Origin of the sequence: Streptomyces sp. S465, assembly GCF_026898115.1 — a bacterium.
Classification (GTDB): domain Bacteria; phylum Actinomycetota; class Actinomycetes; order Streptomycetales; family Streptomycetaceae; genus Streptomyces; species Streptomyces luomodiensis.
Map to the genome: position 1 here is coordinate 2,618,967 of NZ_CP114036.1, position 23,397 is coordinate 2,642,363.

General features: G+C 72.9%; 19 protein-coding genes and 1 riboswitch. Of the genes, 6 read left to right on the plus strand and 13 right to left on the minus strand.

Annotated elements, in window-relative coordinates; genetic code table 11:
• Nucleotides 1-8 precede the first annotated feature (8 nt).
• From N6H00_RS11285 to rsmH, 5 genes are all read right to left on the minus strand, one after another.
• Entirely contained in the window at nucleotides 9-1,439 is a 1,431-nt protein-coding gene (locus tag N6H00_RS11285) for a UDP-N-acetylmuramoyl-tripeptide--D-alanyl-D-alanine ligase (protein ID WP_268971477.1), read from the minus strand.
• A gap of 62 nt (nucleotides 1,440-1,501) precedes the next feature.
• Nucleotides 1,502-3,262, minus strand: coding sequence for a UDP-N-acetylmuramoyl-L-alanyl-D-glutamate--2,6-diaminopimelate ligase (locus N6H00_RS11290; RefSeq protein ID WP_443072929.1), 1,761 nt, complete (start codon nucleotides 3,260-3,262; stop codon nucleotides 1,502-1,504).
• A 12-nt stretch (nucleotides 3,263-3,274) separates the two neighbouring features.
• Nucleotides 3,275-5,257 (minus strand): peptidoglycan D,D-transpeptidase FtsI family protein, encoded by a 1,983-nt coding sequence (locus tag N6H00_RS11295; RefSeq protein ID WP_268976924.1) that lies wholly within the window; start codon nucleotides 5,255-5,257, stop codon nucleotides 3,275-3,277.
• A gap of 178 nt (nucleotides 5,258-5,435) precedes the next feature.
• Nucleotides 5,436-5,960 carry a septum formation initiator family protein gene (locus N6H00_RS11300; protein ID WP_268971480.1) on the minus strand — a complete coding sequence of 175 codons (525 nt, stop codon included), beginning with the start codon at nucleotides 5,958-5,960 and terminating at the stop codon, nucleotides 5,436-5,438.
• Nucleotides 5,957-6,919, minus strand: coding sequence for a 16S rRNA (cytosine(1402)-N(4))-methyltransferase RsmH (rsmH, locus tag N6H00_RS11305; protein WP_268971481.1), 963 nt, complete (start codon nucleotides 6,917-6,919; stop codon nucleotides 5,957-5,959). Before rsmH ends, N6H00_RS11300 begins: the two co-directional genes overlap by 4 nt.
• A 408-nt stretch (nucleotides 6,920-7,327) precedes the next feature.
• Between rsmH and N6H00_RS11310 the strand changes: the two genes are divergently transcribed.
• From N6H00_RS11310 to N6H00_RS11325, 4 genes are all read left to right on the plus strand, one after another.
• Nucleotides 7,328-7,882 carry a beta-class carbonic anhydrase gene (locus N6H00_RS11310; protein WP_268971482.1) on the plus strand — a complete coding sequence of 185 codons (555 nt, stop codon included), beginning with the start codon at nucleotides 7,328-7,330 and terminating at the stop codon, nucleotides 7,880-7,882.
• Nucleotides 7,883-8,116: 234 nt separating this feature from the next.
• Nucleotides 8,117-9,172, plus strand: coding sequence for an AAA family ATPase (locus N6H00_RS11315; RefSeq protein WP_268971483.1), 1,056 nt, complete (start codon nucleotides 8,117-8,119; stop codon nucleotides 9,170-9,172).
• Nucleotides 9,172-10,569, plus strand: a complete 1,398-nt coding sequence (locus N6H00_RS11320) for a DUF58 domain-containing protein (protein ID WP_268971485.1) — start codon at nucleotides 9,172-9,174, stop codon at nucleotides 10,567-10,569. Before N6H00_RS11315 ends, N6H00_RS11320 begins: the two co-directional genes overlap by 1 nt.
• Complete coding sequence (locus N6H00_RS11325) at nucleotides 10,566-12,995, plus strand: transglutaminaseTgpA domain-containing protein (protein WP_268971487.1); 2,430 nt, start codon at nucleotides 10,566-10,568, stop codon at nucleotides 12,993-12,995. The genes N6H00_RS11320 and N6H00_RS11325 overlap by 4 nt, the downstream gene beginning before the upstream one ends.
• Nucleotides 12,996-13,284: 289 nt before the next feature.
• Here the strand turns inward: N6H00_RS11325 and N6H00_RS11330 are convergent, their stop codons facing one another.
• From N6H00_RS11330 to N6H00_RS11340, 3 genes are all read right to left on the minus strand, one after another.
• The gene (locus tag N6H00_RS11330; RefSeq protein ID WP_030831620.1) at nucleotides 13,285-13,677 is read right to left on the minus strand and encodes a DUF3040 domain-containing protein; all 393 of its coding nucleotides are present in this window, start codon (nucleotides 13,675-13,677) and stop codon (nucleotides 13,285-13,287) included.
• A gap of 267 nt (nucleotides 13,678-13,944) precedes the next feature.
• Nucleotides 13,945-14,727 (minus strand): methyltransferase, encoded by a 783-nt coding sequence (locus tag N6H00_RS11335; protein WP_268971488.1) that lies wholly within the window; start codon nucleotides 14,725-14,727, stop codon nucleotides 13,945-13,947.
• Nucleotides 14,728-14,859: 132 nt separating this feature from the next.
• Entirely contained in the window at nucleotides 14,860-15,390 is a 531-nt protein-coding gene (locus tag N6H00_RS11340) for an SAV_6107 family HEPN domain-containing protein (RefSeq protein WP_268971489.1), read from the minus strand.
• 241 nt (nucleotides 15,391-15,631) lie between these two features.
• Here N6H00_RS11340 and N6H00_RS11345 point away from each other — a divergent pair, with 241 nt between their 5' ends.
• Together N6H00_RS11345 and N6H00_RS11350 are read left to right on the plus strand one after the other, a co-directional pair.
• A complete protein-coding gene (locus N6H00_RS11345; RefSeq protein WP_268971490.1) occupies nucleotides 15,632-16,252 on the plus strand; it encodes a TetR/AcrR family transcriptional regulator in 621 nt (206 codons plus the stop codon).
• Nucleotides 16,253-16,653: 401 nt separating this feature from the next.
• The gene (locus tag N6H00_RS11350) at nucleotides 16,654-18,210 is read left to right on the plus strand and encodes a phytoene desaturase family protein (protein WP_268971491.1); all 1,557 of its coding nucleotides are present in this window, start codon (nucleotides 16,654-16,656) and stop codon (nucleotides 18,208-18,210) included.
• Between the two features lie 134 nt (nucleotides 18,211-18,344).
• Here the strand turns inward: N6H00_RS11350 and N6H00_RS11355 are convergent, their stop codons facing one another.
• From N6H00_RS11355 to N6H00_RS11375, 5 genes are all read right to left on the minus strand, one after another.
• Nucleotides 18,345-19,334, minus strand: coding sequence for a hypothetical protein (locus N6H00_RS11355; RefSeq protein WP_268971492.1), 990 nt, complete (start codon nucleotides 19,332-19,334; stop codon nucleotides 18,345-18,347).
• A 40-nt stretch (nucleotides 19,335-19,374) separates the two neighbouring features.
• On the minus strand, nucleotides 19,375-20,292 hold the full coding sequence (gene metF, locus N6H00_RS11360) for a methylenetetrahydrofolate reductase [NAD(P)H] (protein ID WP_268971493.1): 918 nt from the start codon (nucleotides 20,290-20,292) through the stop codon (nucleotides 19,375-19,377).
• Nucleotides 20,293-20,485: 193 nt separating this feature from the next.
• Nucleotides 20,486-21,133, minus strand: a complete 648-nt coding sequence (gene thiE, locus N6H00_RS11365; RefSeq protein WP_268971494.1) for a thiamine phosphate synthase — start codon at nucleotides 21,131-21,133, stop codon at nucleotides 20,486-20,488.
• Between the two features lie 242 nt (nucleotides 21,134-21,375).
• Nucleotides 21,376-21,741 carry an Rv2175c family DNA-binding protein gene (locus N6H00_RS11370; RefSeq protein WP_268971495.1) on the minus strand — a complete coding sequence of 122 codons (366 nt, stop codon included), beginning with the start codon at nucleotides 21,739-21,741 and terminating at the stop codon, nucleotides 21,376-21,378.
• 102 nt (nucleotides 21,742-21,843) lie between these two features.
• Nucleotides 21,844-23,103 (minus strand): NAD(P)/FAD-dependent oxidoreductase, encoded by a 1,260-nt coding sequence (locus N6H00_RS11375; RefSeq protein WP_268971496.1) that lies wholly within the window; start codon nucleotides 23,101-23,103, stop codon nucleotides 21,844-21,846.
• Between the two features lie 127 nt (nucleotides 23,104-23,230).
• Nucleotides 23,231-23,345, plus strand: a riboswitch (TPP riboswitch).
• The last annotated feature ends 52 nt before the right edge of the window (nucleotides 23,346-23,397 follow it).

Sequence of the window (23,397 nt, forward strand, 5' to 3'; positions counted from 1 at the left end):
GCCACCCATCAGAGGACGCCCTCACCCTTGCCCTCGAGCAGCGCCTGCGCGACCCGCTCCAGCCCCACCGACCTGGAAGCCTTCACCAACACGACGTCCCCCGGTCGCAGCTCGCTGCGCAGCAGATCGACCGCTGCCCGCACGTCGGACACGTGCACCGACTCCTCACCCCACGAACCCTCGTTCTTGGCGCCCATGTTCAGCCAGCCGGCCTCCCGGCCGCCGACCGCCACGAGCTTGCTGACGTTGAGCCGGACGGCCAGCCGCCCGACCGCGTCGTGCTCGGCCAGTGACTCCTCGCCCAGCTCGGCCATCGGGCCGAGCACCGCCCACGTGCGACGCCCCGGTGTGGCAGCGCCCATGGCGACCAGTGCGCGCAGCGCAGCTCGCATGGACTCGGGGTTCGCGTTGTAGGCGTCGTTGACGACCGTCACGCCGTCCGAGCGCTCGGTGACCTCCATCCGCCAGCGGGAGAGCTGCCCCGCCTCGGAGAGCGCCACGGCGATCTCGTCGACGGACATGCCCAACTCATGGGCGACGGCGGCCGCGGCGAGCGCGTTCGACACGTGGTGCTCACCGTACAGGCGCATGGTCACGTCGCTGCACCCGGTAGGGGTGTGAAGTGTGAAGGCGGGCCGGCCGCCGTCGGCGAGCCGGACATTCCCGGCACGCACATCGGCCTCCTCGGCCTCGCCGAACAGGACGGTACGGGCCTTGGTGCGCGACGCCATGGCGCGCACCAAGGGGTCGTCGGCGTTGAGCACCGCCACCCCGCCGTCCTCGGCCGCCGGCAGCGCCTCCACCAGTTCGCCCTTGGCCTCGGCGATCTGCTCCCGGCCGCCGAACTCCCCGATATGGGCGGTGCCGACGTTGAGCACGAGTCCGATACGGGGCGGGGTGAGGTCCGTCAGATACCGGATGTGGCCCTTACCGCGGGCACCCATCTCCAGCACCAGGTGCTGGGTGGTCTCATCGGCGCTCATCGCGGTGAGCGGCAGACCGATCTCGTTGTTCAGCGAGCCCGGCGTCCATACGGTCGGGCCGCGGCGCTGGAGCAGCTGGGCGATGAGGTCCTTGGTGCTGGTCTTGCCCGCGGAGCCGGTGAGCGCGACCACGGTGACACCCAGCCGCTCCACGACGGCGCGCGCGAGCGCCCCCATGGCGGCGATGACATCGGGCACGACGATCGCCGGTACGGGAGCGTCGGCGGTGCCGACGGGACGGGCGGCCAGAACCGCCGTGGCGCCGGCCTCGACCGCGCTCCGCGCGAAGTCGTGGCCGTCCGCGCGCTCCCCGGGGAGCGCGGCGAAGAGGCTGCCGGGCCGCACCTCGCGGGAGTCGATCACGACAGGGCCCGTGACCTTCAGGTCCGGGTCCGGTATGTCGTGCGGCTGTCCACCGACTAGGCCGGCGATCTCGGTGAGGGACAGTGCGATCACTGATCACCTCCGGCCGTGCGGGAGAGCTGCCTGGAGGGTGCTGGTGCGCGCATGGCGGTCTGTCATCCCTGGTCGTCTTGGTGTTTGTCCCAGTGCTGTGCGCTCGCCCCGGGGCACGAGGCATCGCGCCTGTGGGCTCGCTCACTGAGCTCGATGGCTTCGCGGAGTACCTGTCGGTCGTCGAAGGCACGGACCACGCCGGCGATGTCCTGGCCCAGCTCATGGCCCTTGCCCGCCACGATGACGGTGTCACCGGGCGCGGCACGGGCGACGGCGGCCGCGATGGCGTTGGCCCGGTCCTCCTCGACCAGCACATCACCGCGCTCGTGGGCGGGCACCTCGGCGGCACCCGCGAGCATGGCGGCGAGGATCGCGAGCGGGTCCTCGGAGCGGGGGTTGTCGGAGGTGAGGACGGCCGTGTCGGCGTACCGGGCCACCGCGGCGCCCATGGGGCCGCGCTTGAGCCGGTCGCGGTCCCCACCACAGCCGAGAACGGCGTGCAGCTTGCCGTCGGTCACCTTACGGAGCGCACGCAGCACCGACTCCACGGCGTCGGTCTTGTGGGCGTAGTCCACGACAGCGAGGTAGGACTGGCCCACGTCCACCCGCTCCAGCCGGCCCGGTACGCCGGGGACGGCGGCGATGCCGTCGGCGGCCGTCTGCGGGTCGATCCCGGCCACGGCGAGCGCCACCACGGCGGCGAGCGCGTTGGACACGTTGAAGGGGCCCGGAAGGGGCGCGGCGGCCCGTACGGACTGGCCGTCCGGACCGAGGACGGTGAAGGTCGAGCCGAGCGGGCCGACCTCGACGTCCGCGGCGCGCCAGTGGGCGTCGGGGTGGCCCTCGGCGGAGAAGGTGGTGACGGGGACCTCGGACTGCTCGATCAGCCGCCGACCGTACTCGTCGTCGTAGTTGATCACTCCGGCACGGCTGCGGGCCTTGGTGAACAGCTGGGCCTTGGCCTGGAAGTAGTCCTCCATGCCGGAGTGGAACTCCATGTGCTCCGGGCTGAGGTTGTTGAAGACGGCGACGTCGAAGACGCAGCCGTCGACACGGCCGAGGACCAGGGCGTGGCTGGAGACCTCCATGACGACCGAACGGACGTCGCGCTCGCGCATCACCGCGAACAGGGCCTGGAGATCGGTGGCCTCGGGGGTGGTGCGCTCGGACTTGATGCGCTCGTCGCCGATCCGCGTCTCCACGGTGCCGATGAGACCCGTAAGGCCGCCGTCGTGCTTCGCGGCGGCCCTGAGGCCGCCCTCGATGAGATACGCGGTCGTGGTCTTGCCGGAGGTGCCGGTGATCCCGATCTGCAGCAGGTCGTGACCCGGCTCGCCGTAGATCGTGGCGGCCAGCGCGCCCATCCGGCCGCGCGGGTCCTCCGCCACCAGGACCGGCAGCCCGGTGGCCGCGGCGCGCTCGGCGCCGGCCGGGTCGGTCAGCACCGCGACCGCGCCCAGGTCGGCCGCCTGGGCGGCGAAGTCCGCGCCGTGGAGGCGGGCACCGGACAGCGCGGCGTACACATCGCCGGGACGTACGGCCCTCGAGTCATGGGTGATCCCGGTGACCGCGGCCCCCTCCGGGGCCTCGGGGGCTTCGACGCCCAACTGCTCCGCCAGCTCCGCGAGCGGGATCGGGCGGACCTGGAGAGGGCGGGGCGCTCCCGGGTATTCCACAGAAACGTCCTTCTGAGGGGTTTGGGACTGGTCAGCGTGGGGCACGGCGGTGAGCGTACCCGGCACACCCGCTCCCCCGCGAAATGAGACGGGGAAGCGGGCCCGTACCGGACCGTGGTTCCCGGGGTCCGGCGTGATCGTCATCACTACTGGGTCCGTTCACTGGCCCGGGTCATAGCTCACGGCGAGCCGTTCCGGCTGCTTCCCGGACGGCCGGACCTGCAGGGCCTTCAGACCGAACTCCATGACCTTCTTGTAGACCGGCCCGCAGACCTGACCGCCGAAATAGCTGCCCTTGGTCGGGTTCTGAACGGCACAGTAGACGGTCAGCCGGGGTTTGTCGGCCGGGGCGAAGCCGGCGAAGGACGCGGTGTAGCCGCGGTAGCGGCCGGTCTTGGGGTCCACCCGGTTGGAGGTGCCGGTCTTGCCCGCGACACGGTAGCCGGGGATCTTCGCCTTGGTACCGGTGCCCTCCTCGTCGTCGACGACCGACTCGAGCATCTTGGTGAGGGTCTTCGCGGTCTCCTTACTGACGACACGGGTCCTCTTGGGAGCGGGCGCGGCCGTGAAGTCGCCGTCCGGCCCCCGGGTGCCGCGGACGAGAGTGGGCGCGATGCGCTCACCGCCGTTGGCGATGGTGGAGTACACCGAGGCCGCCTGGACTGCGTTGAGCGACAGCCCCTGGCCGAAGGGAATCGTGTACTGCTGCGAGGCGCTCCAGTCCTGCGGCTGGGCCAGGATGCCCGGGGTCTCGCCGGGGAAGCCGAGCCCGGTGGGCCGGCCGATCCCGAACTTCCGCAGATAGGAGTAGAGAACCCGGTTCTTCTCCTGCTTGGTCTTCCCCAGCTGCTCGGTGGCGAGGATGGTGCCGATGTTGCTGGACTTGGCGAGCACGCCGTTGAGCGTGAGGTACCAGGTCGGATGGTCTATGTCGTCGGCGAAGGCCCGGTCCGCGCGCCGCAGCCGGTTGGGGACCACCACATGGGTGTCCCACCGCGCCGCGCCCTCCTGGAGGACGGCGGCCATGGACATCAGCTTGCTGACGCTGCCGGGCTCGTAGGCGTCGGAGACCGCGGCGTTGCCCAGGTCGTCGGCGTCCGACGTGGTGATGTCGTTGGGGTCGAAACCGGGCGCGTTGGCCATCGCCAGTATCTGCCCGGTGCGGGTGTCCTGGACGATGACGTAGCCGCGGTCCGCCCCGGACTTCTCGACCTGGTCGGCGATGGCGCTCTGGGCGGCCCACTGGATGTCGCGGTCGATGGTCAGCTCGATGTCGCTGCCGGGGACCGCGGGCTGCTCCTTGACGTCACCGGTGGGCACCTGGTGGCCACCGGACTGGGCGTAGACGCGCCTGCCGTCCTTGCCCGCGAGCTTCTTGTTCAGCTGCTGCTCCAGCCCGGCGGCGCCGCGGCCGTCGGCGTCCACGAAGCCCAGCAGCCCGGCGGCCAGGTCCCCGTTCGGATAGACCCGCTTGCTGTGCGCCTCACGGTTGACCCCGGCCAGGACATTGGTGCCCTTGCCCTTGGCCGCCGAGTCGTCCAGGGCGCTCTTCAGGTCCTTGATCTGGTTCCAGACCTGCGGGGACTGCTGCCGGGCCAGCACCACGTACTTCGACGTGGGGTTGTCGGTGAGCTTCTTCTCCAGGTCCGCCTGGTCCTTGCCGAGGATCGGCGCGAGCAGGGCCGCGGCCCGGCGCGGCGCGTCACGGGTCTTGGCCGTCTCGGGCGTGAGGAGGTCGGGGGCGGCGGTGATGTCGTACGCGTCCACGGTGGTGGCCAGGTCGACGCCGTCGCGGTCGGTGATGGAACCGCGCTCGGCGGACAGCGTCACCGGGATGTAGCGGTTGACGTTGGCCTTGGCCGCGTAGGCGCTGGCGTCCACGGCCTGCACCTGGAGCAGCCGCACCACGAAGACCAGCATGACGAGGGTGAGTCCGAGGCTGATCAGCCGCAGCCGGGGGCGCGGGCTGCCCAGCCGCAGCGGCTGGGGGCCACCGGGGCGCGGGCGCCGGGCCGGACGGCCGGACGGCCCCGCAGGGCGCCCGTCGGCGCGGCGCGGCGTGCCCTTGCGCGGGCGGCGGTCGCCGCCCGGCCCGGCCGGGCCGGGCACCCTGCGGCGGCGGGGGTCCTGGGGCCCGGTCACGCGACGACCGCCCTCGGTCCAGCGGCCGCCGTCGGTCCAGCGGCCGCCGTCGGTCCAGCGGCCGCCGTCGGTCCAGCGGCCGTCCACGGTCCAGCGGCCGTCCACGCAGCGTGTGCGGTGGTCGGCGCGGACGGGCTGGACGGGGCGCGGGCTGGGGATCGCGTCACCGTGTCACCTCCTAGGGGGCCGGGGTGGACTTCGCGGAGGCGGAGGCGGAGGCGGAGGGGGCGGCCGGCGAGGCCGGAGTGGCCGGTGCGGCCGGCGACGCGAGGACGGACGGTACGGGCGCCTTCGACGGCGTGCGCGCGAGCGCGGAGGGCGGCGCGGGCCTGGGGGCGCCGAGCACCGAGGGCTGCTCCGTGGCGGGGGTGGGCACCCCGCTGACCGTGCCGTCCGGGTTGAGGAAGGCGGGATTGCCACCGGGCACCATCCCCAGCTCACGGGCGCGCCGCTCCAGCTCGCCGGGTGCGGAGAGCTTGTCGACGTCCTGCTGGAGCGCCTGGCGCTCGTCGGTGAGCTCCTTGGTCTGCTTCTCGAGCCTGCTGAGCTCGAACGAGCCCTGGTTGAGGGAGGAGTTCAGCAGCAGCAGCGCGATCAGGCCGGAGCCGAGCAGGACCACGACGAGCAGCACGAAGGGCGTGCGCTTGGCCGTGGTCCCCCCCGGCGCCGGCCGGCCTTTCGCCCCCGCCCCCCGCGTGCTCAAGGTGCCACCTCTTCCCGGATGCGCTCGGCCGCCCGGAACCGGGCCGGAGCGGCTCGGCGGTTCTCGGCGATCTCCTCCTCGGTGGGCAGCTCCGCGCCACGGGTGAGCAGCTTCAGCCGGGGCTGGTAGCGCTCGGGGACAACCGGCAGCCCGGGGGGTGCCGTATGGCTGGCACCGGCCGCGAACACCTGCTTGACCAGGCGGTCCTCCAGCGAGTGATACGACAGCACGGCGATCCGCCCGCCCACCGCGAGCGCCCCGACGGCCGCCGGAATAGCCCGTTCCAGGACCGCGAGCTCGCCGTTGACCTCGATGCGCAGCGCCTGGAAAGTGCGCTTGGCCGGGTTGCCGCCGGTGCGCTTGGCGGCCTGCGGCAGCGCCTCACGGATCAGTTCGACGAGCCGGGCGCTGGTGGTGAACGGCTCCTTGGCGCGCTCGCGCACCACCGCGTCCACGATCTTCTTGGCGAACTTCTCCTCGCCGTACGCCCGCAGGATGCGCACCAGCTCACCCGGCGGATAAGTGTTGAGCACCTCCGCCGCGCTGACCCCGGTGGTCTGGTCCATCCGCATGTCCAGCGGGGCGTCCTGGGCGTAGGCGAAACCACGCTCGGCCTCGTCCAGCTGCATGGACGACACGCCGAGGTCGAAGAGGACCCCCTGGACGCGCGGCACACCGAGCCGGTCGAGGACCTCGGGCAGCTCGTCGTAGACCGCGTGGACCAGCGTCGCCCGATCGCCGTACGGGGCGAGCCGCTCACCGGCGAGCCGCAGCGCGGCCGGGTCGCGGTCGAGGGCGATCAGCCGGGCCTCGGGGAAGTCGCGCAACAGCGCCTCGCTGTGGCCGCCGAGGCCCAGGGTGCAGTCGACCACGACCGCGCCGGGCTGGGCGAGAGCGGGGGCCAGCATGTCCAGACAGCGCTGGAGCATGACGGGAACATGGAGAGCGTTGCTGCTCATTGCGCTGCTCGTGCGCCCTTCTTAGGGTCGGGCGAGGAAGGCACGCACCTCCGGGTCCCCACCCGCTCTGAAGGGGAAGCGGCCTACTGGCGCCGGGGAAGTGACGTCAGGCGACCGGAGCGGGAGGAGGCCGAGGGGTACGTACGCACCGCGCTCACGCGAAATTCCGGGATCCGAGGGGAGCGTCACGCCTCCCACTTCGCGCCACTTTAGTCCACTCGTCCCTTCGGTCAACCAACCGGCCAGCGCGTCCCGGCCCAGGGGTGACATCACCTCCCCCGTGCGCCACACAGCGCGGCCCACGGGTTGTGGATTGCCTCACATCACCCCTTCGGCCCACCCGGTTGCCCTCGTTTGCACTACCTAAAGAGAAGACAAAATCCCCTGGTGAGAGGTAGCGTCATAGCCATGTCGATATCAGCGCCGCAGCCGAACCCGCCCGCCGACCGCGACGCCCGCACGGGAGAGACGGTCACCGACAGCCTTGTGGAGGCCAACCGCAAGTACGCCGAGAAGTTCACCGACCCCGGGATGGACGCGCGGCCCGTGCGGCGCGTCGCCATCGTCGCGTGCATGGACGCCCGTCTGGACCTGCACGAGGCGCTCGGCCTGGAGCTGGGCGACTGTCACACCATCCGCAACGCGGGCGGTGTGGTCACCGATGACATCATCCGATCCCTGACCATCAGCCAGCGCGCGCTCGGGACCCGCAGCGTCGTGCTCATCCACCACACCGGCTGCGGTCTGCTGAACCTCACCGAGGACTTCCGGCACGAGCTGGAGGAAGAGGTGGGCCAGCGGCCGTCGTGGGCGGTCGAGGCGTTCCGGGACCTCGACGCCGATGTCCGCCAGTCGATGCAGCGGGTGCGCACCTCGCCGTTCCTGTTGCACACCGACGATGTCCGCGGTTTCGTCTTCGATGTGACGACGGGTCTGCTGCGGGAGGTCACGCCGCGGGCGTGAGACGACGCCGAGGGGGTTGCTGAGGGGATTCAGCACGATTCAGCACCCGAACTCGCACAAGCGTGACAAATAACCCCGGGTTATCCACAGCCGAGTGACGCGAGGCCGCGGAGACCGCAAGAATGCATAGGTGACATCGCCCCCCGCGACCACGCGGGGGACCGATGGCGGCGTTTGCGGTGGGCCGGTCCGTTCCGAGGGCAGCGGCCCTGAGAACGGGCCGAGGAGGGCCGGGTGACGACCTATGACGAGCGAGCGAGCCTCAGCGATCTGACCACCACAGCTGAGCGGGTCCGCCGGTCGGTGGAGGGTGTGATCGAGGGCAAGCCCGAGGTCGTACGGCTTTCGCTGACCGTGCTGCTCGCCGAGGGGCATCTGCTGATCGAGGACGTCCCGGGCGTGGGCAAGACGATGCTGGCCAAGGCGCTCGCCCGGTCCATCGACTGCTCCGTGCGGCGGATCCAGTTCACCCCGGATCTGTTGCCGTCCGACATCACCGGCGTGAGCATCTTCGACCAGCAGCGCAAGGAGTTCGAGTTCAAGCCGGGCGCCATCTTCGCCCAGATCGTGATCGGCGACGAGATCAACCGCGCCTCGCCCAAGACCCAGTCCGCGCTGCTGGAATCGATGGAGGAGCGCCAGGTCACCATCGACGGGCAGAGCTATGAGCTGCCCAACCCGTTCATGGTGGTGGCCACCCAGAACCCGGTCGAGATGGAGGGCACCTATCCGCTGCCCGAGGCGCAGCGCGACCGCTTCATGGCCCGGGTCTCCATCGGGTATCCCAGCCCGCAGGCCGAGCTGGCGATGCTGGACATCCACGGCGGTGTCTCCCCGCTGGACGACATGCAGCCCGTCGCACACGCCCATGAGATCGCCAAGCTGGTCGAGACGGTGCGCACGGTGCATGTCGCCGAGGCCGTCCGGCGGTACGCGGTAGACCTGGTGGCCGCCACCCGCAACCACCCGGATCTGCGGCTGGGCGCCTCGCCCCGGGCCACGCTGCATCTGCTGCGGGCCGCCAAGGCGTCGGCCGCGCTGGCCGGGCGGGACTTCGCGCTGCCGGACGATGTGCAGTCCCTCGCCGTCCCGGTGCTGGCGCACCGGCTGCTGCCCACCGCGCAGGCCCAGCTGAACCGGCGCACCTCGGAGCAGGTCGTCGCGGACATACTCCAGCGCACCCCGGTGCCCGCCTCCGGCCCGCGCGGCGCGGGTGCGATGCCGCCGCCCATGCCGCCCATGCCCCCGGCCGACTACGGCCGGCAGCAGCCGGGCGCGCGGAGGCTGTGATGACCGCAGGGGGGACGGGCATGGGGCCCGAGGGCACCGGCGGCGACGGCGACGGGGAGCGCTCGGGCGGGCTGCGGGCCGCCCTCGCCGGTCTGACGACCCGCGGCCGTTCCTTCCTGGCCGCGGGGGTGGCCGCCGCGGTGTGCAGCTACGTCCTGGGCCAGGCGGATCTGCTGCGGGTCGGGCTGCTGCTGGCCGCGCTGCCGCTGGTCTGCGTGGCCGTGGTCCACCGCACCCGGTACCGGGTGGTGGGCAGCAGGCGGCTCACGCCCGCGCGGGTCCCGGCGGGCACGGAGGCCCGGGTGCATCTGCGGATGGACAACGTCTCGCGGCTGCCCACCGGGCTGCTGATGCTCCAGGACCGGGTGCCCTATGTGCTGGGGCCGCGCCCCCGGTTCGTGCTGGACCGGGTGGAGCCGGGCGGGCGGCGCGAGGTGTCCTACCGGGTCCGCTCGGATCTGCGTGGCCGCTATCCGCTGGGCCCGCTCCAGCTGCGGCTGAGCGATCCCTTCGGGATGTGCGAGCTCACCCGCGCCTTCAGCGCCTATGACACGCTCACGGTGGTGCCCCAGGTCGAGCCGCTGCCCCCGGTGCGCCTGACCGGTGAGGCCGCGGGTTACGGGGACGGACGGCACCGCTCGCTGGCGCTGGCCGGTGAGGACGATGTCATTCCGCGCGGCTATCGCGTCGGCGACGATCTGCGCCGGGTGCACTGGCGGTCCACCGCGCGCTACGGGGAGCTCATGGTCCGCCGGGAGGAGCAGCCGCAGCGGGCCCATTGCACGGTGCTGCTGGACACCCGGCGCACGGCCCACCACGGCTCAGGGCCCGGCTCGGCCTTCGAATGGGCGGTCTCCGGGGCGGCGTCGGCCGCGGTCCACCTGCTGGAGCGGGGCTATGCGGTCCGGCTGCTGACCGACTCCGGAAGCTCGGTGCCGGGCCCGGACGGCGGCGGTGGGTTCGCCGGTTCCAGGCACGACTCGGCGGAGACGGCCGGGCTGATGCTGGACACCCTCGCCGTGGTGGACCACTCCGACGGCGGAGGGCTCTCGCCCGCCTATGAAGTGCTGCGCGGCGGCGGTGAGGGACTGCTGGTGGCCTTCCTGGGCGATCTGGACGAGGAGCAGGCGGCGATGGCCGCCCGGATGCGGCACCGCACCACGGCGGCGGTGGCGTTCGTGCTGGACGGCGCGGCCTGGTCGCGCGGGGCGGGGTTCGGGGACGGACCGGAGCTGCGGGAGCGGCTGCGGCGGCTGCGCGAGGCGGGGTGGACGGCGCTGCCGGTCGGTCCGGGGGCCTCGCTGGCACAGCTGTGGCGGCAGGCCGACGGCCAGGGCGCCACCCGGGCGGACGCCGAGGGCCCCGCGGTCGGCGGTATGACAGGGAGCTGGGCATGAGTGGAAGTGTTCGGCTCGCGATATGCGCGACGCTGGCCACGGTGGCGGCGGCCGGTGCGCTGCTGCCGCTGGTGGATCCGGCGAGCTGGCTGCTCCAGGCCGTCCTGCTGCTGGCGGTGCAGAGCGCGGCGGGTGTGGCGGCCCGCCGGGTGCCGCTGGCCCGCCCGCTGACGGTGGCCGTGCAGGCTTTGGTGACGCTGCTGCTGCTCACCGTGGCCTTCGTGCGCGAGCAGGCGCTCGGCGGGCTGCTGCCGAGCCCGCAGGCGTTCCACGAGTTCGCGCTGCTGCTGCGGGACGGCGCCGACGACGTGGGGCAGTACGCGATCCCCGCGCCGCTCACCGACGGCATCCGGCTGATGCTGGTGGGCGGGGTGATGGTGATCGGCCTGGTGGTCGACGCGCTCGCGGTGACGTACCGCAGCGCGGCCCCCGCCGGGCTTCCGCTGCTCGCGCTGTACTCGGTCGCGGCCGGTCTGTCCGACGGCGGGAACGACTGGCTGTGGTTCCTGCTGGCGGCGGTCGGCTATCTGCTGCTGCTCCTGGCCGAGGGCCGGGACCGGCTGTCCCAGTGGGGCCGCGTGTTCAGCGGGGGCGCCCCGCATCCACCGGGGATGCCGCCGTCCGGCCTGGCCGGGGCCGGCGGCGGCCCGGCGCTCGCCCCGGTCCGCACCGGCCGCAGGATCGGCGCGCTGGCGCTCGGCATCGCGCTCGCGGTGCCCGCGGTGCTGCCGTCCCTGGACGGCGGGCTGCTGGACCGGCAAGGCAGCGGCGGCGGGTCGGGCAGCGGCGGCGGCACGATCTCGGCGGTCAATCCGCTGGTGTCGCTCCAGGACAGCCTGAACCAGCCGGAGAACAAGGAGGTGCTGCGCTATCGCACCTCCTCGCAGACCACCCAGGACCTCTATCTGCGGATCGTCGCGCTGGACCAGTTCGACGGCACCTCGTGGAAGTCGTCCGAGCGGCATGTCACCGATGTGCCCAGCCAGCTGCCCTCACCGGCCGGGCTCGGCCCCTCGGTCAGGGTCTCCTCGATCGACACCTCGATCACGGCCGCCGAATGGTACGCGCAGAACTGGCTGCCCCTCCCCTACCCCGCTTCCCGGGTCGAGATCGACGGGCGCTGGCGTTATGAGCCGGAGGGCCGCACGCTGGTCGGCGACCGCGGCCAGACCACCCGGGGCGCGCGCTACCGGGTCACCAGTCTGCTGGTGGAGCCGACGGCCGAGCAGCTGGCGGACGCACCGGCGCCGCCTTCGCGGCTGCGGAGCGAGTACACCAAGGTGCCGGATTCGTTGCCGCCCATGGTGGCCCGTACGGCGCGGGAGGTGACCGCCGGCGCGGCCAACGCCTACCAGAAGGCGGTCAAGCTCCAGGACTGGTTCGCGGTGAGCGGAGGGTTCCGCTACGACACCCAGGTGCAGTCCGGCAGCGGCTCGGCCGCCATCGTGCGGTTCCTGAAGCAGAAGGAGGGCTTCTGCGTCCACTTCTCCTTCTCGATGGCGGCGATGGCCCGGACCCTGGGCATCCCGGCTCGGGTGGCGGTGGGGTTCACCCCCGGCACCACCGAGGCGGACGGTTCGGTGTCGGTGGGCCTGAAGGACGCGCACGCCTGGCCCGAGCTGTATTTCGAGGGCGTGGGCTGGACCCGTTTCGAGCCCACCCCGAGCCGTGGCACCCAGCCCGACTACACGATCGACCAGACGCCCTCGGGCGACCCGTCCGACGAGCCGACGGACGAGCCCAGCGCGTCCTCGGAGCCGACGGCCGCGCCGACCGCCTCCGAGAGCTGCACCGCGGAGATGAAGAAGCTGGGCACCTGCGGCGGCGCCGCGGCCCAGCAGCCGGACAGTGGCGCCTCGGGCGGGGGCTGGTCGGCGACCAAGGTCACCAGCTGGAGCTCACTGGCGGTGCTGCTGGTCGTGGTGCCCCTGCTGCCCATGCTGTGGCGGCGGCGGATACGGACCCGCAGACTGGGCGGCTCGGGCGGGCGCACGGAGCAGGACGCGGCCGACCGGGTCCTGGCCGCATGGCGGGAACTCACCGATTCGGCCTGGGACTTCGGCGTGCTGCCGGACGACTCGCTGACCTCGCGCAGAGCAGTGGCCCGCATGGTACGGATCGCCGATCTCGACGACGAGTCGGCCCATGCGGCGCAGCGGGTGGCCACGGCGGTCGAGCAGGTGCTGTACGCACCGCGGCCGCGTCCGGCCGCCGGGGTCGCGGACGACGTCCGGCTGGTGCTGGCCGGTTTCCGGGCCAGGGCCGGGCGGCGGGAGCGGCTGCGTGCGCTGCTGGCCCCGCGGTCCGCGGCGCAGCTGATGTGGGCGGCCGGACAGCGCTGGTCCGCGCTGGTCCAGCGGTGGGGAGCCCCTCGCTGGGCCCGCTGGGCCGCCCAGCTGCGGGCCCCTCGGGGCCAGGGGAGCTGATCCGCGGCCGCCCTGAGCCCCTGCGGTATGCGCGGGGGCTCAGGGCGGCCCGAGGCGCGCCTCGGGCCGCTGCGGGACTCCTCGTCCTCGGGGTCCTCGGGATCCTCGGGATCCTCGGGATGTCGCGTTGCGTTCCGGGCCTCGGGGTCGCGGGCACGGTCGGAAGGCGAAGAAGAGGCCGTCGAGAGGCTGTGCGGCGGTGGGAAGGGCCATGGCACGGCTGAGGGGCGGTCGCCGGTCGGCGACCGCCCCTCAGCCGTTCATCCGTGAATGCTCAGTGGCCGAATGCTCAGTGGCCCTGCTCGTCGCGGCGCCGCTGCCACCGCTCCTCGATACGCGTCATCATCGAGCGGCGCTGACGCCCCTGACGGCGGGGAGCCGCCCCGCCGCCGCGCTGTGCCTCACCGGGTTTAGGAGCCTTGCGCCAACCGGTCACCGCGAGCACCGCGCATCCCAGCATGATCAGGAAGCCCACCACGCTGATCCAGATCTGGGGAACGATCACTCCGACCATGAGGAGTGCGATGCCCACGAGAAAACCCGCGACCGCCTGGTAGACCCGTCGCCGGGTGTACGTACGCAGGCCGCTTCCCTCAAGCGCTGTCGCGAACTTGGGATCTTCGGCGTACAACGCTCGCTCCATTTGCTCGAGCATGCGCTGCTCGTGCTCCGAGAGCGGCACGGAGTCCTCCTACTCGTCGGTCGCGGGGGGCGACCGAATGCGACCCTTTCAGGATAGGCAGGGAATCGCCCCCGTGAAACCCGCCCCTCAGCGCCAATTCGCCCACCCCCGCAAGCGGGGCGAAAGTTGACGCTGAGACGTCCATTCCCCTCCCGCCGATTGGCCATGCCGGACGGTGTACCTCGATCATACGGGGCCGGACGTCCGATCGGGTGTGCTGTGGCCTACTCCACCGCTCCGCCCGCCGCCCGGCGGGACGCGTGGTGATCAGTCACGCTCGGCGAGAACGTGCAGCTGAGTGGCGACGGAGCGGAACGCGGGCAGCTCGGCGGCGGCCTCCTCCAGCTGCAACAGGGCCTCCAGCGCCCCGGGCTCGGTGTCCACCAGCACCCCGGGGACGAGGTCGGCGAACACCCGCACCCCGTGCACCGCGGCGATCTCCAGCCCGGCCGCGCTCACCAGCTCGGACAGCTGGTCGGCGGTGAAGCGGCGCGGCATCGGGTCGCCGGAGCCCCAGCGGCCCTCGGGGTCGGTAAGCGCTTGCCGCGCCTCGCCGAAGTGCCCGGCCAGGGCGCGGGCCAGCACGGCGCCGCCCAGGCCCGCGGCGAGCACACTGAGGGTTCCGGCGGGGCGCAGGGCCGCCGCCGCGTTCCCCAGGCCCTCGGCGGGGTCGTCCACGTACTCCAGCACGCCATGGCAGAGCACCACGTCGTAACAGCCCCGCTCGACCACGTCGAACAGCCCGTGGGCATCGCCCTGGACTCCGCGCACCCGGTCGGCGACCCCGGCCTCGGCGGCCCGCCGCTCCAGCGCGAACAGCGCGTTCGGGCTCGGGTCGACCACGGTGACACGATGGCCGAGGCCGGCCACGGGGACGGCGAAATTACCGCTGCCGCCGCCCGTGTCGAGAACGTCCAGCGCCCCATGCGCGGCCCCGCCCTCCGCGGCCCTGCGGCCCGCGGCCTTGGCCCGCCGTTCCAGGGCGTCTTTCAGGACCTCCCAGACCACGGCGGTACGGAGGGACGCCCGGGGGCGCTGCGGGTCTGACACGGCGGGTGGCTCCTCGGCGCGGTGCCGCCACCGCCCGGAGGCGGCGACGACGGCTTACTGACGTCGGTGCTCCCAGCCTATTGCCTCCACGGGCCGGGCCGCGCCCACCGGCCACCGGCCGCCGGGCCGCGCTCAGGCGTCCGACGGGCCCGGCCCGCCATCGGGCGGGGTCCGGTGGGGCAGGGCGGGCTGGAGCGTCAGCATGCGTTCCACCAGCCGCAGGAACATCGCGGTGGCGCGCAGCAGATCATCCGCGTCCCGGTGGCTCGCCGCGCCCGGTATCCCCGCCTCGGCGCGGGCCCGGCGCTCGGCGCCGGAGGCGAACAGCGCGCTCCACTCGGCGAGTTCGGGAGCGACCTCCGGCAGCACCTCCCAGGCGCTGCGGATCCGGGCGCGGCGGCGCGCGGTGGACTCGGGACGGCCGCGCACGGCGAGCACGGCGGCGGCCGTGCGCAGGGCGGCCAGATGTGCGGCCGCGAAGCGCTCGTTGGCGGTTTCGAGCGCGGTGGCCTCGTCCAGTCCGTGATGGGCCTGGGTGAGCAGGTCGACGGCGGCGGGCGGGGCGGACGCGCGGCGCAGCACGGGGTGGACATCGCTCGCGGGTCCGGTCAACGAGGGGGCAGGGGCGGCACGGTGCCGACGCGCTGCGGCGGTACTGGCCATGACGAACCTCCTGTCGTCGCGTGGCGGCCGGTCGTGTGGTGGAGCGACCGCCGTATGGGGCCATCGTGGGGCACACCACTGACAATCGACCCTGACCAGTGCGTATGCCCCCGCTGCCGGGTCCTTGGCCGCGATCGGCAGGTGTGGTCGCGGTGCGGTCGGTGGAGCGGTCGGTGGAGCGGTCGCGTCCGGAACTGAGGCTGTGAGCGGGAGCACATCGACAGCGGGCAGAATCGGCGCCATGGACAGCAGCAGCACGCGCCGCCAGGCCACACGGCAGAAACTCTTCGAGGCAGCGGTCACCCTCATCGCCGAGCAGGGCTTCTCCGCCACCACCGTCGACGAGATCGCGGAGCGGGCGGGGGTGGCCAAGGGCACGATCTACTACAACTTCGCCAGCAAGACCGTGCTCTTCGAGGAGTTGCTGCGGCACGGCATCGAGCTGCTGACCGCCTCGCTCCAGAACGCCGCCGACGAGAACGCCGAGCGCGGCGGCAGCCATGTGGACGCGCTGGACGCGATGATCCGCGCCGGACTGGACTTCATCTCCCGCTATCCGTCGCTGACCCAGCTGTACGTGGCCGAGCTGTGGCGCACCAACCGCGCCTGGCAGGCCACCTTGATGAGGGTCCGGCAGCGGGCCATAGCGGCGATCGAGGCCGAGCTGCGGGCCGGGGTGGCCGCGCATGAGTTCAGCGGGGACATCGACATCCCGCTGACCGCGTCGGCGCTGTTCGGGATGGTGCTGGTGGCCGCGCTGGACTGGCAGTCCTATCAGCCGGAGCGGTCGCTGGAGGATGTGCACGCGGCGCTGTCGCGGCTGCTACAGGGCCGCGTCGGCGGGACGGTGGCTTCCGGATAGCGGCTCCGGAAGCGGCTTCGACCGTCGAAGGGCATCGGCCGCCGAACGACATCGGCCATCGAACGGCAGAAGGCGCTGTTCCGGCAGATCGACCCCCATCGACCTGACCGGAACAGCGCCTCCCCCCGTAACTCCCCCGTACTTCCCCCGTTGGAGGCTCCTGGTTCCTGAGACTCCCGGTGACTCCCCACCATTCCGTCCGGGCCGCCGCGCCGTTCCGCCGCCCCGTGCCGGCGGTGCGGCGTGCGGCCCTTCCGTGTGCTCCACTCTCTCGTCCGCGCAGGTGGCGGCCCATCCGCGCGACTACTCATCTCCCCGCCTGAGTACCTGTACTCAGGTGTGCGCGCTGATCCTCAGGCGCCGTGCCCCGGTTGTCAGTGGGTGCGGATAAAGTCGCGGTCATGGCACGGATTGCGGTGATCGGCTCCGGGATGGGCGCCATGGCGGCGGCCGCCCGGCTTGCCGTGGCGGGCCACCGGGTGGTGGTGTACGAGCGCGGGCGGACCCATGGCGGCGGGGTCGGCCGCTTCGAGCGGGACGGATTCCGGTTCGACACGGGTCCGGGGCTGCTGCACCTGCCCGCCGTCTACCGAGACCTGTTCGTGAAGACGGGCAAGCAGACCCTGGAGCAGAGCGTCGAGCTCGTCCAGGTCGACCCGGCGAGCCGGCACCTCTTCGCCGACGGCACGGATGTCCGGCTGCCCAATGCCTCGCGTGCGGGGGTGCTCCAGGCGCTGGACGGCGCCTTCGGCGCGGGCGCGGGCGAGCGCTGGAGCGATCTGGTCAACCGGGCGCGCGAGGTGTGGGACGCCACCCGCAGGCCGCTGCTGGAGGAGCCGCTGCGCGCCGACTGGCGGGTCCTGGGCCGCGATCCCTATCCGGCCGCGCCCGTGCGGCGCGGCTGGCTCGGCGGCCTGTTCGGCCGGGGCGGCGCCGACGGCCCGCCCACGCTCGCCGGAGTGGCCCGGCGCGAGTTGGGGGACCCGCGCGCCGCGGCCCTCCTGGAGAGCCATGCGCTGGCGCACAGCCTCGATCCGCGCTCCGCCCCCGCCGCGGCCACCGTGCTGCCCTATATCGAGCAGACCTTCGGCACCTGGTATGTGCGCGGCGGTATGCGGGCGCTCGCCGACGCCCTCCATGAGCGCTGCCGTCAGCGGAAGGTGGAATTCCGCTTCGAGGCCGAGGTCACCGGCATCGTGGAGAAGGACGGCCGGGCGGCGGGTGTGGAGCTGGCCGACGGCACTGTCGCGGAGGCCGACGCGGTGGTCTCGGGCACCGACCCGGCGCTGCTGCCCCCGCTGCTCGGCGGGCAGGAGCCCTGGCGTGCGGAGGACGTCCGGCCGGAGCCGGGCGCGGGAGGCGGCGCCCCGGGGCGGCTGACCGTCTTTCTGGCACTGCGCGGCGCCCGCCCCGGCGACACCGCGCACCGCACCGTGGTCCACACCCCGGACCGGGAGGCGGAGTTGACCGCCGTCTTCGGCGACGGCCACGGCCTCCGCGAGCCCTGTGCGCACCCCACGGTGACCGTGCTGCGCCCGGACGACCCCGCGGTGCGCCCGGACGAGGACCACGAGGCCGTCACCCTCACCGCGGTCGTCGCCCCGCACGGCCCGGTGGACTGGACGGACGGCGCGGCGGCTGAGCAGGACGCCCAGCGGCTGATCACCGCCGCCGAGGCCGCGATACCGGGGCTGCGGGACCGGATCCTGTGGCACGAGGTCCGCACCCCCGCCGACACCGGCGCCGAGACGGGCGCCAGGGGCGGTGGCGTCCCGGGCCCCGCACTCGCCGGAGCGGACGGCGCGTTTCTGCGGCCCGCCAATGTCACCCGGGTTCCGGGGCTGTATCTGGCGGGCGGCTGGGCCCATCCGGGTGGCGGGCTCGCCCACGCCGGGATGTCGGGCGCGCTGGTGGCCGGGCTGATCGTCGAGGGCGAGGACTGGCGCGGCTCCCAGTAGCGGTACCGACCAGCAGCGGCACCGGTTCAGTGGCCGTACCGGCCGGTTGCCGTACCGGTCAGTGGCCGCGCCAGCCGGTGGCCGCGCCGGTCGGTACCGCCAGCAGCGGCACCGGTCAGTGGCGGTACCGCGCCTCAGTAGCGGTACTGCTCGTCGAAGCCCTGGGGGTAGCCCGGGTGCTGCTGCTGGTACGGGTACGCCTGCTGGTCCGCCGCAGGGGTGGCGTCGCCCTCGCGCTGCTGCGGCACCCAGGGCCCGCCGGGCCCCATCGCGTCGTACGCCGGGTCCGGCGAGGGGTAGGAGGCGTCGGCCGCCCAGTGGTCGCCGCCGAGGGTCCCGCCGTCCCCGCCGCCGTACGGATCCTGCTGGCCGTACGGCGCGTACTGCTCGGTGTACTGCTGATGGCCGTAGGGCTGCTGCTCGTAGGGCTGGGCCTGGGGCTGGGCGCCGCCGTACGGGTCCTGCTGACCGTAGGCCGCGTACGCCTCGTTGCCGTAGCCGTACTGCCCGGCCTGGGTCTGGTCCGCGTAGATGTCCTGGCCGCCGTAGCCCTGGCCCTGCTCCTGTCCGTGGCCCAGCCCGTGGTCCAGCCCGTGGTCCTGCTGCGAGCCGTAGCCGCCGTAGGTCTCGTACGCGCTGTAGTCGCCGGCCGCGTTGTCGCTGTAGGGGCCGGAGGCCGGGGTGAAGGGGGACGGCTCGTCGTAGACGCCGTACTCGCTGGTCTCGTCGGGCATCGGCTGCGGCTGGTACGCGGCCGGCTCCGGCTGGGCCGCCGGGACCGCCTCCAGGCCCGACACCTCGAGGACCGGCTCCTTGTCGGCGTCGTCCGGCCGGGGACGCTTCTCCCCGCGCCCGAGCAGCCCCGGCAGCCCGCCGCGCAGCGCCCAGCCCGCGGCGAAACCGCGCCGGAAGGAGAGCGTCACATAGGTCTGGCCTATGGCGAAGGCGATCGCGCCCACCCCGATCACCGGAACCGACGGGATCAGCACACCGACGACCACGCCCAGGAAGCCGCAGAAGGCCAGCAACCGCCAACGCAGCCGCGCCTTGTACTGGAGGAGGACCTCCCCCAGCAGCCACAGCGCGACGACGCCGAAAGCGATGTAGAGGACCGTCCAGCCCATGCCCGCCCCTCTCAATGCGGCCGCCCGTCGGCTGCCGTCATCAGGACCGCTGATGCAGTCCCAGATTCTTGTAGATCTCCAGCGTCGCCGTGGAGTGGTTCAGGGTAATGAAGTGCAGCCCGGGGATCTCCTCGGCCATCAACCTCGCGCACAACTCCGTGGCGTAGTCGATCCCGATCGAGCGTACAGCCGCCGCGTCGTCCTTCACCGCCAGGATCCGGTCCGCCAGTTCGGGCGGGAACGCGGCATTGCTGAGCTGTGCGAACCGCTCGATCTGCTTGATGTTCGTGACGGGCATGATCTCAGGGATGATCGGTGTCGTACAGCCCGTTGCCGCGACCCGGTCGCGCAACCGCAGATAGTCCTCCGGATAGAAGAACATCTGCGTGATGGCGAAGTCGGCGCCCGCGCGGCACTTGTCGATGAAGTGACGGATGTCGGTGTCCCAGTCCGTCGACCGGGGGTGCATCTCGGGGAACGCGGCCACGCCGACGCAGAAGTCCCCGGACTCCTTGATCAGCCGGACCAGCTCGGCGGCGTAGGTGAGACCGTCGGGGTGCCGGACCCACTCCCCCATCGGATCGCCCGGCGGATCGCCGCGCAGGGCCAGCATGTTCCGGATCCCGGCGTCGGCGTACTGCCCGATGATGTTGCGCAGCTCGGCCCGGGAGTGGTTGACCGCGGTCAGATGGGCGACGGGGGTGAGCGTGGTGTCCGTCGCGATGCGCTCGGTGGCGCGCACGGTGCCCTCGCGGGAGGAACCGCCAGCTCCGTACGTCACGGAGACGAAGGTGGGCGAGACGGCTTCCAGCCTGCGGATGGCGTCCCACAGCGTCTGCTCGCCCTTCGCCGTCTTGGGAGCGAAGAACTCGAAGGAATACGACTGCTCGCCGGACGCGAGCAGATCGCGCACGGTTCGTGCGCGATCGGTCCTGGTGGAAGCGGTGCCTAGGGCCATATGAGCAGGCTATCCACCCGGCTCGCCCACGCCCACCCGGTCACGGAGATATGGGGGATTTGCCAGATTTCTGTCCGTAGTGCGGACAGTTCCGTACGTTCTCGACCGTCGGACGAACCGAGCAGAACCGAGCCGGACGGGCGGCCGGGCCGGGGCCCCGGCCTGCGCCGGTAGCGGCCGGATCCCGGCCAGGTCAGGCCGCGCGCACCCGCTTCGCCAGCTCCGCCGTCGCCGCCGCCGGGTCGTCGGCGGCCGTGATGGCGCGGACCACGACGATGCGCCGGGCGCCCGCCGCCAGCACCTGATCGAGGTTGGAGGCGTCGATTCCGCCGATGGCGAACCACGGCCGCTCGGTGCCCAGCGCGGCGGCGTAGCGGACCAGGGACAGCCCCGGGGCGGGGCGGCCGGGCTTGGTGGGGGTGGGCCAGCACGGGCCGGTGCAGAAGTAGTCCACACCGGGCTGGACGGCCGCCGCGTCCACCTCCGCCTCCGCATGCGTGGAGCGCCCGATCAGCACGTCCTCGCCGAGGATCGCGCGCGCCGCCGGGACCGGCAGGTCGCCCTGGCCCAGGTGGAGCACGTCGGAGCCGATGGCGTGGGCGACGTCCGCCCGGTCGTTGACGGCGAGCAGCTTTCCGTGCCGACGGCAGGCGTCCGCGAAGACCTGGAGGTGCTCCAGCTCTTCCGCCGCCTCCATCTCCTTGTCCCGCAGCTGGACGATGTCCACCCCCGCGCCCAGGACGGCGTCCAGGAACTCCGGCAGGTCGCCCTGTCGCTTCCGTGCGTCGGTGCACAGATAGAGGCGGGCGTCGGCCAGCTGCTCACGAGCGGTGGTGGACATGGGTAGGTCCCCCTGGGGGTCGGTGGCGTACGGGCCGTGAGCGGAGCCCGGCCCGTACGCCCGTGGGCGATACGAAAACGACAAGCCCTGCAGAAGCCTTGCACGAGCCCTGTGGAGCCCTGTGCCGGGGGCTCAGTGCGAGCCGTGTACCGGCTTCCGCGCGAGCCCTGCGCGCCCTGTACGAGCCTGTACGAGCCCTTCAGGAGCTCCGCGGAAGCCGCCGGTGGCTGGCGGGAGCGGCGTCAGACAGCCAGCGCCTGCGCGCGCCGCTTCACCTCCGTGCCACGATTCTCGCTCAGGGCCTGTGCCGGGGTGCCGGGCAGGCTCGGGTCGGGGGTGAAGAGCCACTCCAGCATCTCTTCGTCGCTGAAACCGTCGTCCTTCAAAAGCGTCAAGGTCCCCACGAGGCCCTTGACGATCTTTCCGTCACCGATGAACTCCTCGGGCACTTGGAGCACCCGGTTCTCGCCACGGCGCACCGCGATCAGCTGGCCCTCCTTGACCAGCTGCCGGACGCGTGTCACCTCCACACCGAGCCGCTCGGCGACGTCGGGGAGGGTGAGCCAGTCGGGGACGAGAGCATCGATCTTCGCGTCAATCTCGGTCACGGAACAAGCCTGCCATCTGGGACTGACAGTGGGTAGCCGGGCGCCCGCCGCGCGGGCCGCCCCGCCCCGCCCCGGACGCCCGCCCGGCGACCGGCCGGCCCGTCAGCGGACGGCCGACTTCAGCGGCACCGAGGGGTCCATGGCCCGCGTCCGGTCCAGCCGGGCGCCGCGCTCGATCAGCTTGCGCCCCTGGGCCAGATCGCGCGGACGGCCGACGGCCAGCAGGGCGACCAGGGCGCCCTCGCGCAGCCAGCACACCGACCAGGCGGCACCGGCCGGATCGCCGCGCCAGACCAGTTCGTCGGCCTCCGCATGATGGCCGGCGTACTGCACGAAGCGCCCGAACTGCTCGGACCAGAAGTACGGCACCGGGTCGTAGACCACACCGGGGAAGTGGGCGGCCGTCCGGTTCCCCACCACATTGGCGGCGACGGTGCGCGGCCCCTGGAGCGCGTTGTCCCAGTGGTGCACCAGCAGCCGCGTCCCGTAGCGGGCGGACGGGAAGGAGGCGCAGTCGCCGACCGCGTAGACGTCCGGCACCGAGGTGCGCAGCCGGTCGTCCGCGGCCACGGACCGGTCCTCGGCCAGCGCCACGTCCGAACCAGCCAGCCAGTCCGTGGCCGGCCGCGCCCCGATCCCGACGACCACCGCACCCGCCCGCAGCCGGGTGCCGTCGTCGAGCAGCAGCCCGCTCCCGTCCACGGCGGCCACCCGGGCGCCCGTCATCAGCGTGGCGCCGCAGTCCTCGTACCAGGCCGCCATGGGGGCGGCGACCTCGGCCGGGAGGGCGCCCGCCAGCGGTCGGTCCGCGGCCTCGACGACGGTCACGGCGCACCCCGCCTCGCGCGCCGCCGTGGCGAACTCCGCGCCGATCCAGCCCGCCCCCACGACCGCGATCTCACGCTGCCGGGCGAGCACCGGGCGCAGCCGTTCGGCGTCGTCCAGGGTGCGCAGCAGGTGGACGTTCGGCACGTCTTCGGCGCCCGGCAGCGGGATCGGGTCGGCGCCGGTGGCGATCACCAGGACGTCGTACGGGACCGGGCCGGTCCCGGTCTCGACCACCCGCTTGTCCGTGCGCAGCCCCGTGACCGGGACGCCGAGCCGCAGCCCGATGCCCAGCCCGGCGAAGTCCACGTCGAGCGTCGATCCCTCGGCCTTACCGAGCAGCACGGCCTTGGACAGCGGCGGCCGGTCATAGGGCTGGTGCGGCTCCGCGCCCAGCAGCACGACCTCCCCGGCCCAGCCCTGCTCGCGCAGCGCGACGGCGGTCTGCACGCCCGCCATCCCCGCGCCGACGATCACCACCCGCTGTCCGCCGCCATCCGAGGACGCCTTCGTCCCCGTCGTCGTCTTATCGCTCACACGATCACTGTATGGCGGCAGGTGGAGCGGACCGCAGAGCACGGGACGAGATCTCGGGCACAGCACGGAGGGCAGGGCGAACGGCCACCCTTCCGACCGATTCGGACCTCGTACTAGGGTGGCGGGACGAAGCACTCGCGGGAGCCCGGACGCACCGGGCTGAGAGGGAGGCTGGCACGGCCTCCGACCGTACGAACCTGATCCGGGTCATGCCGGCGAAGGGAGGGGCGGCGTGTCCACGCACGCACCAGGTCACGACGGACCGCACTCACCAGGTCACGACAACGACGGACC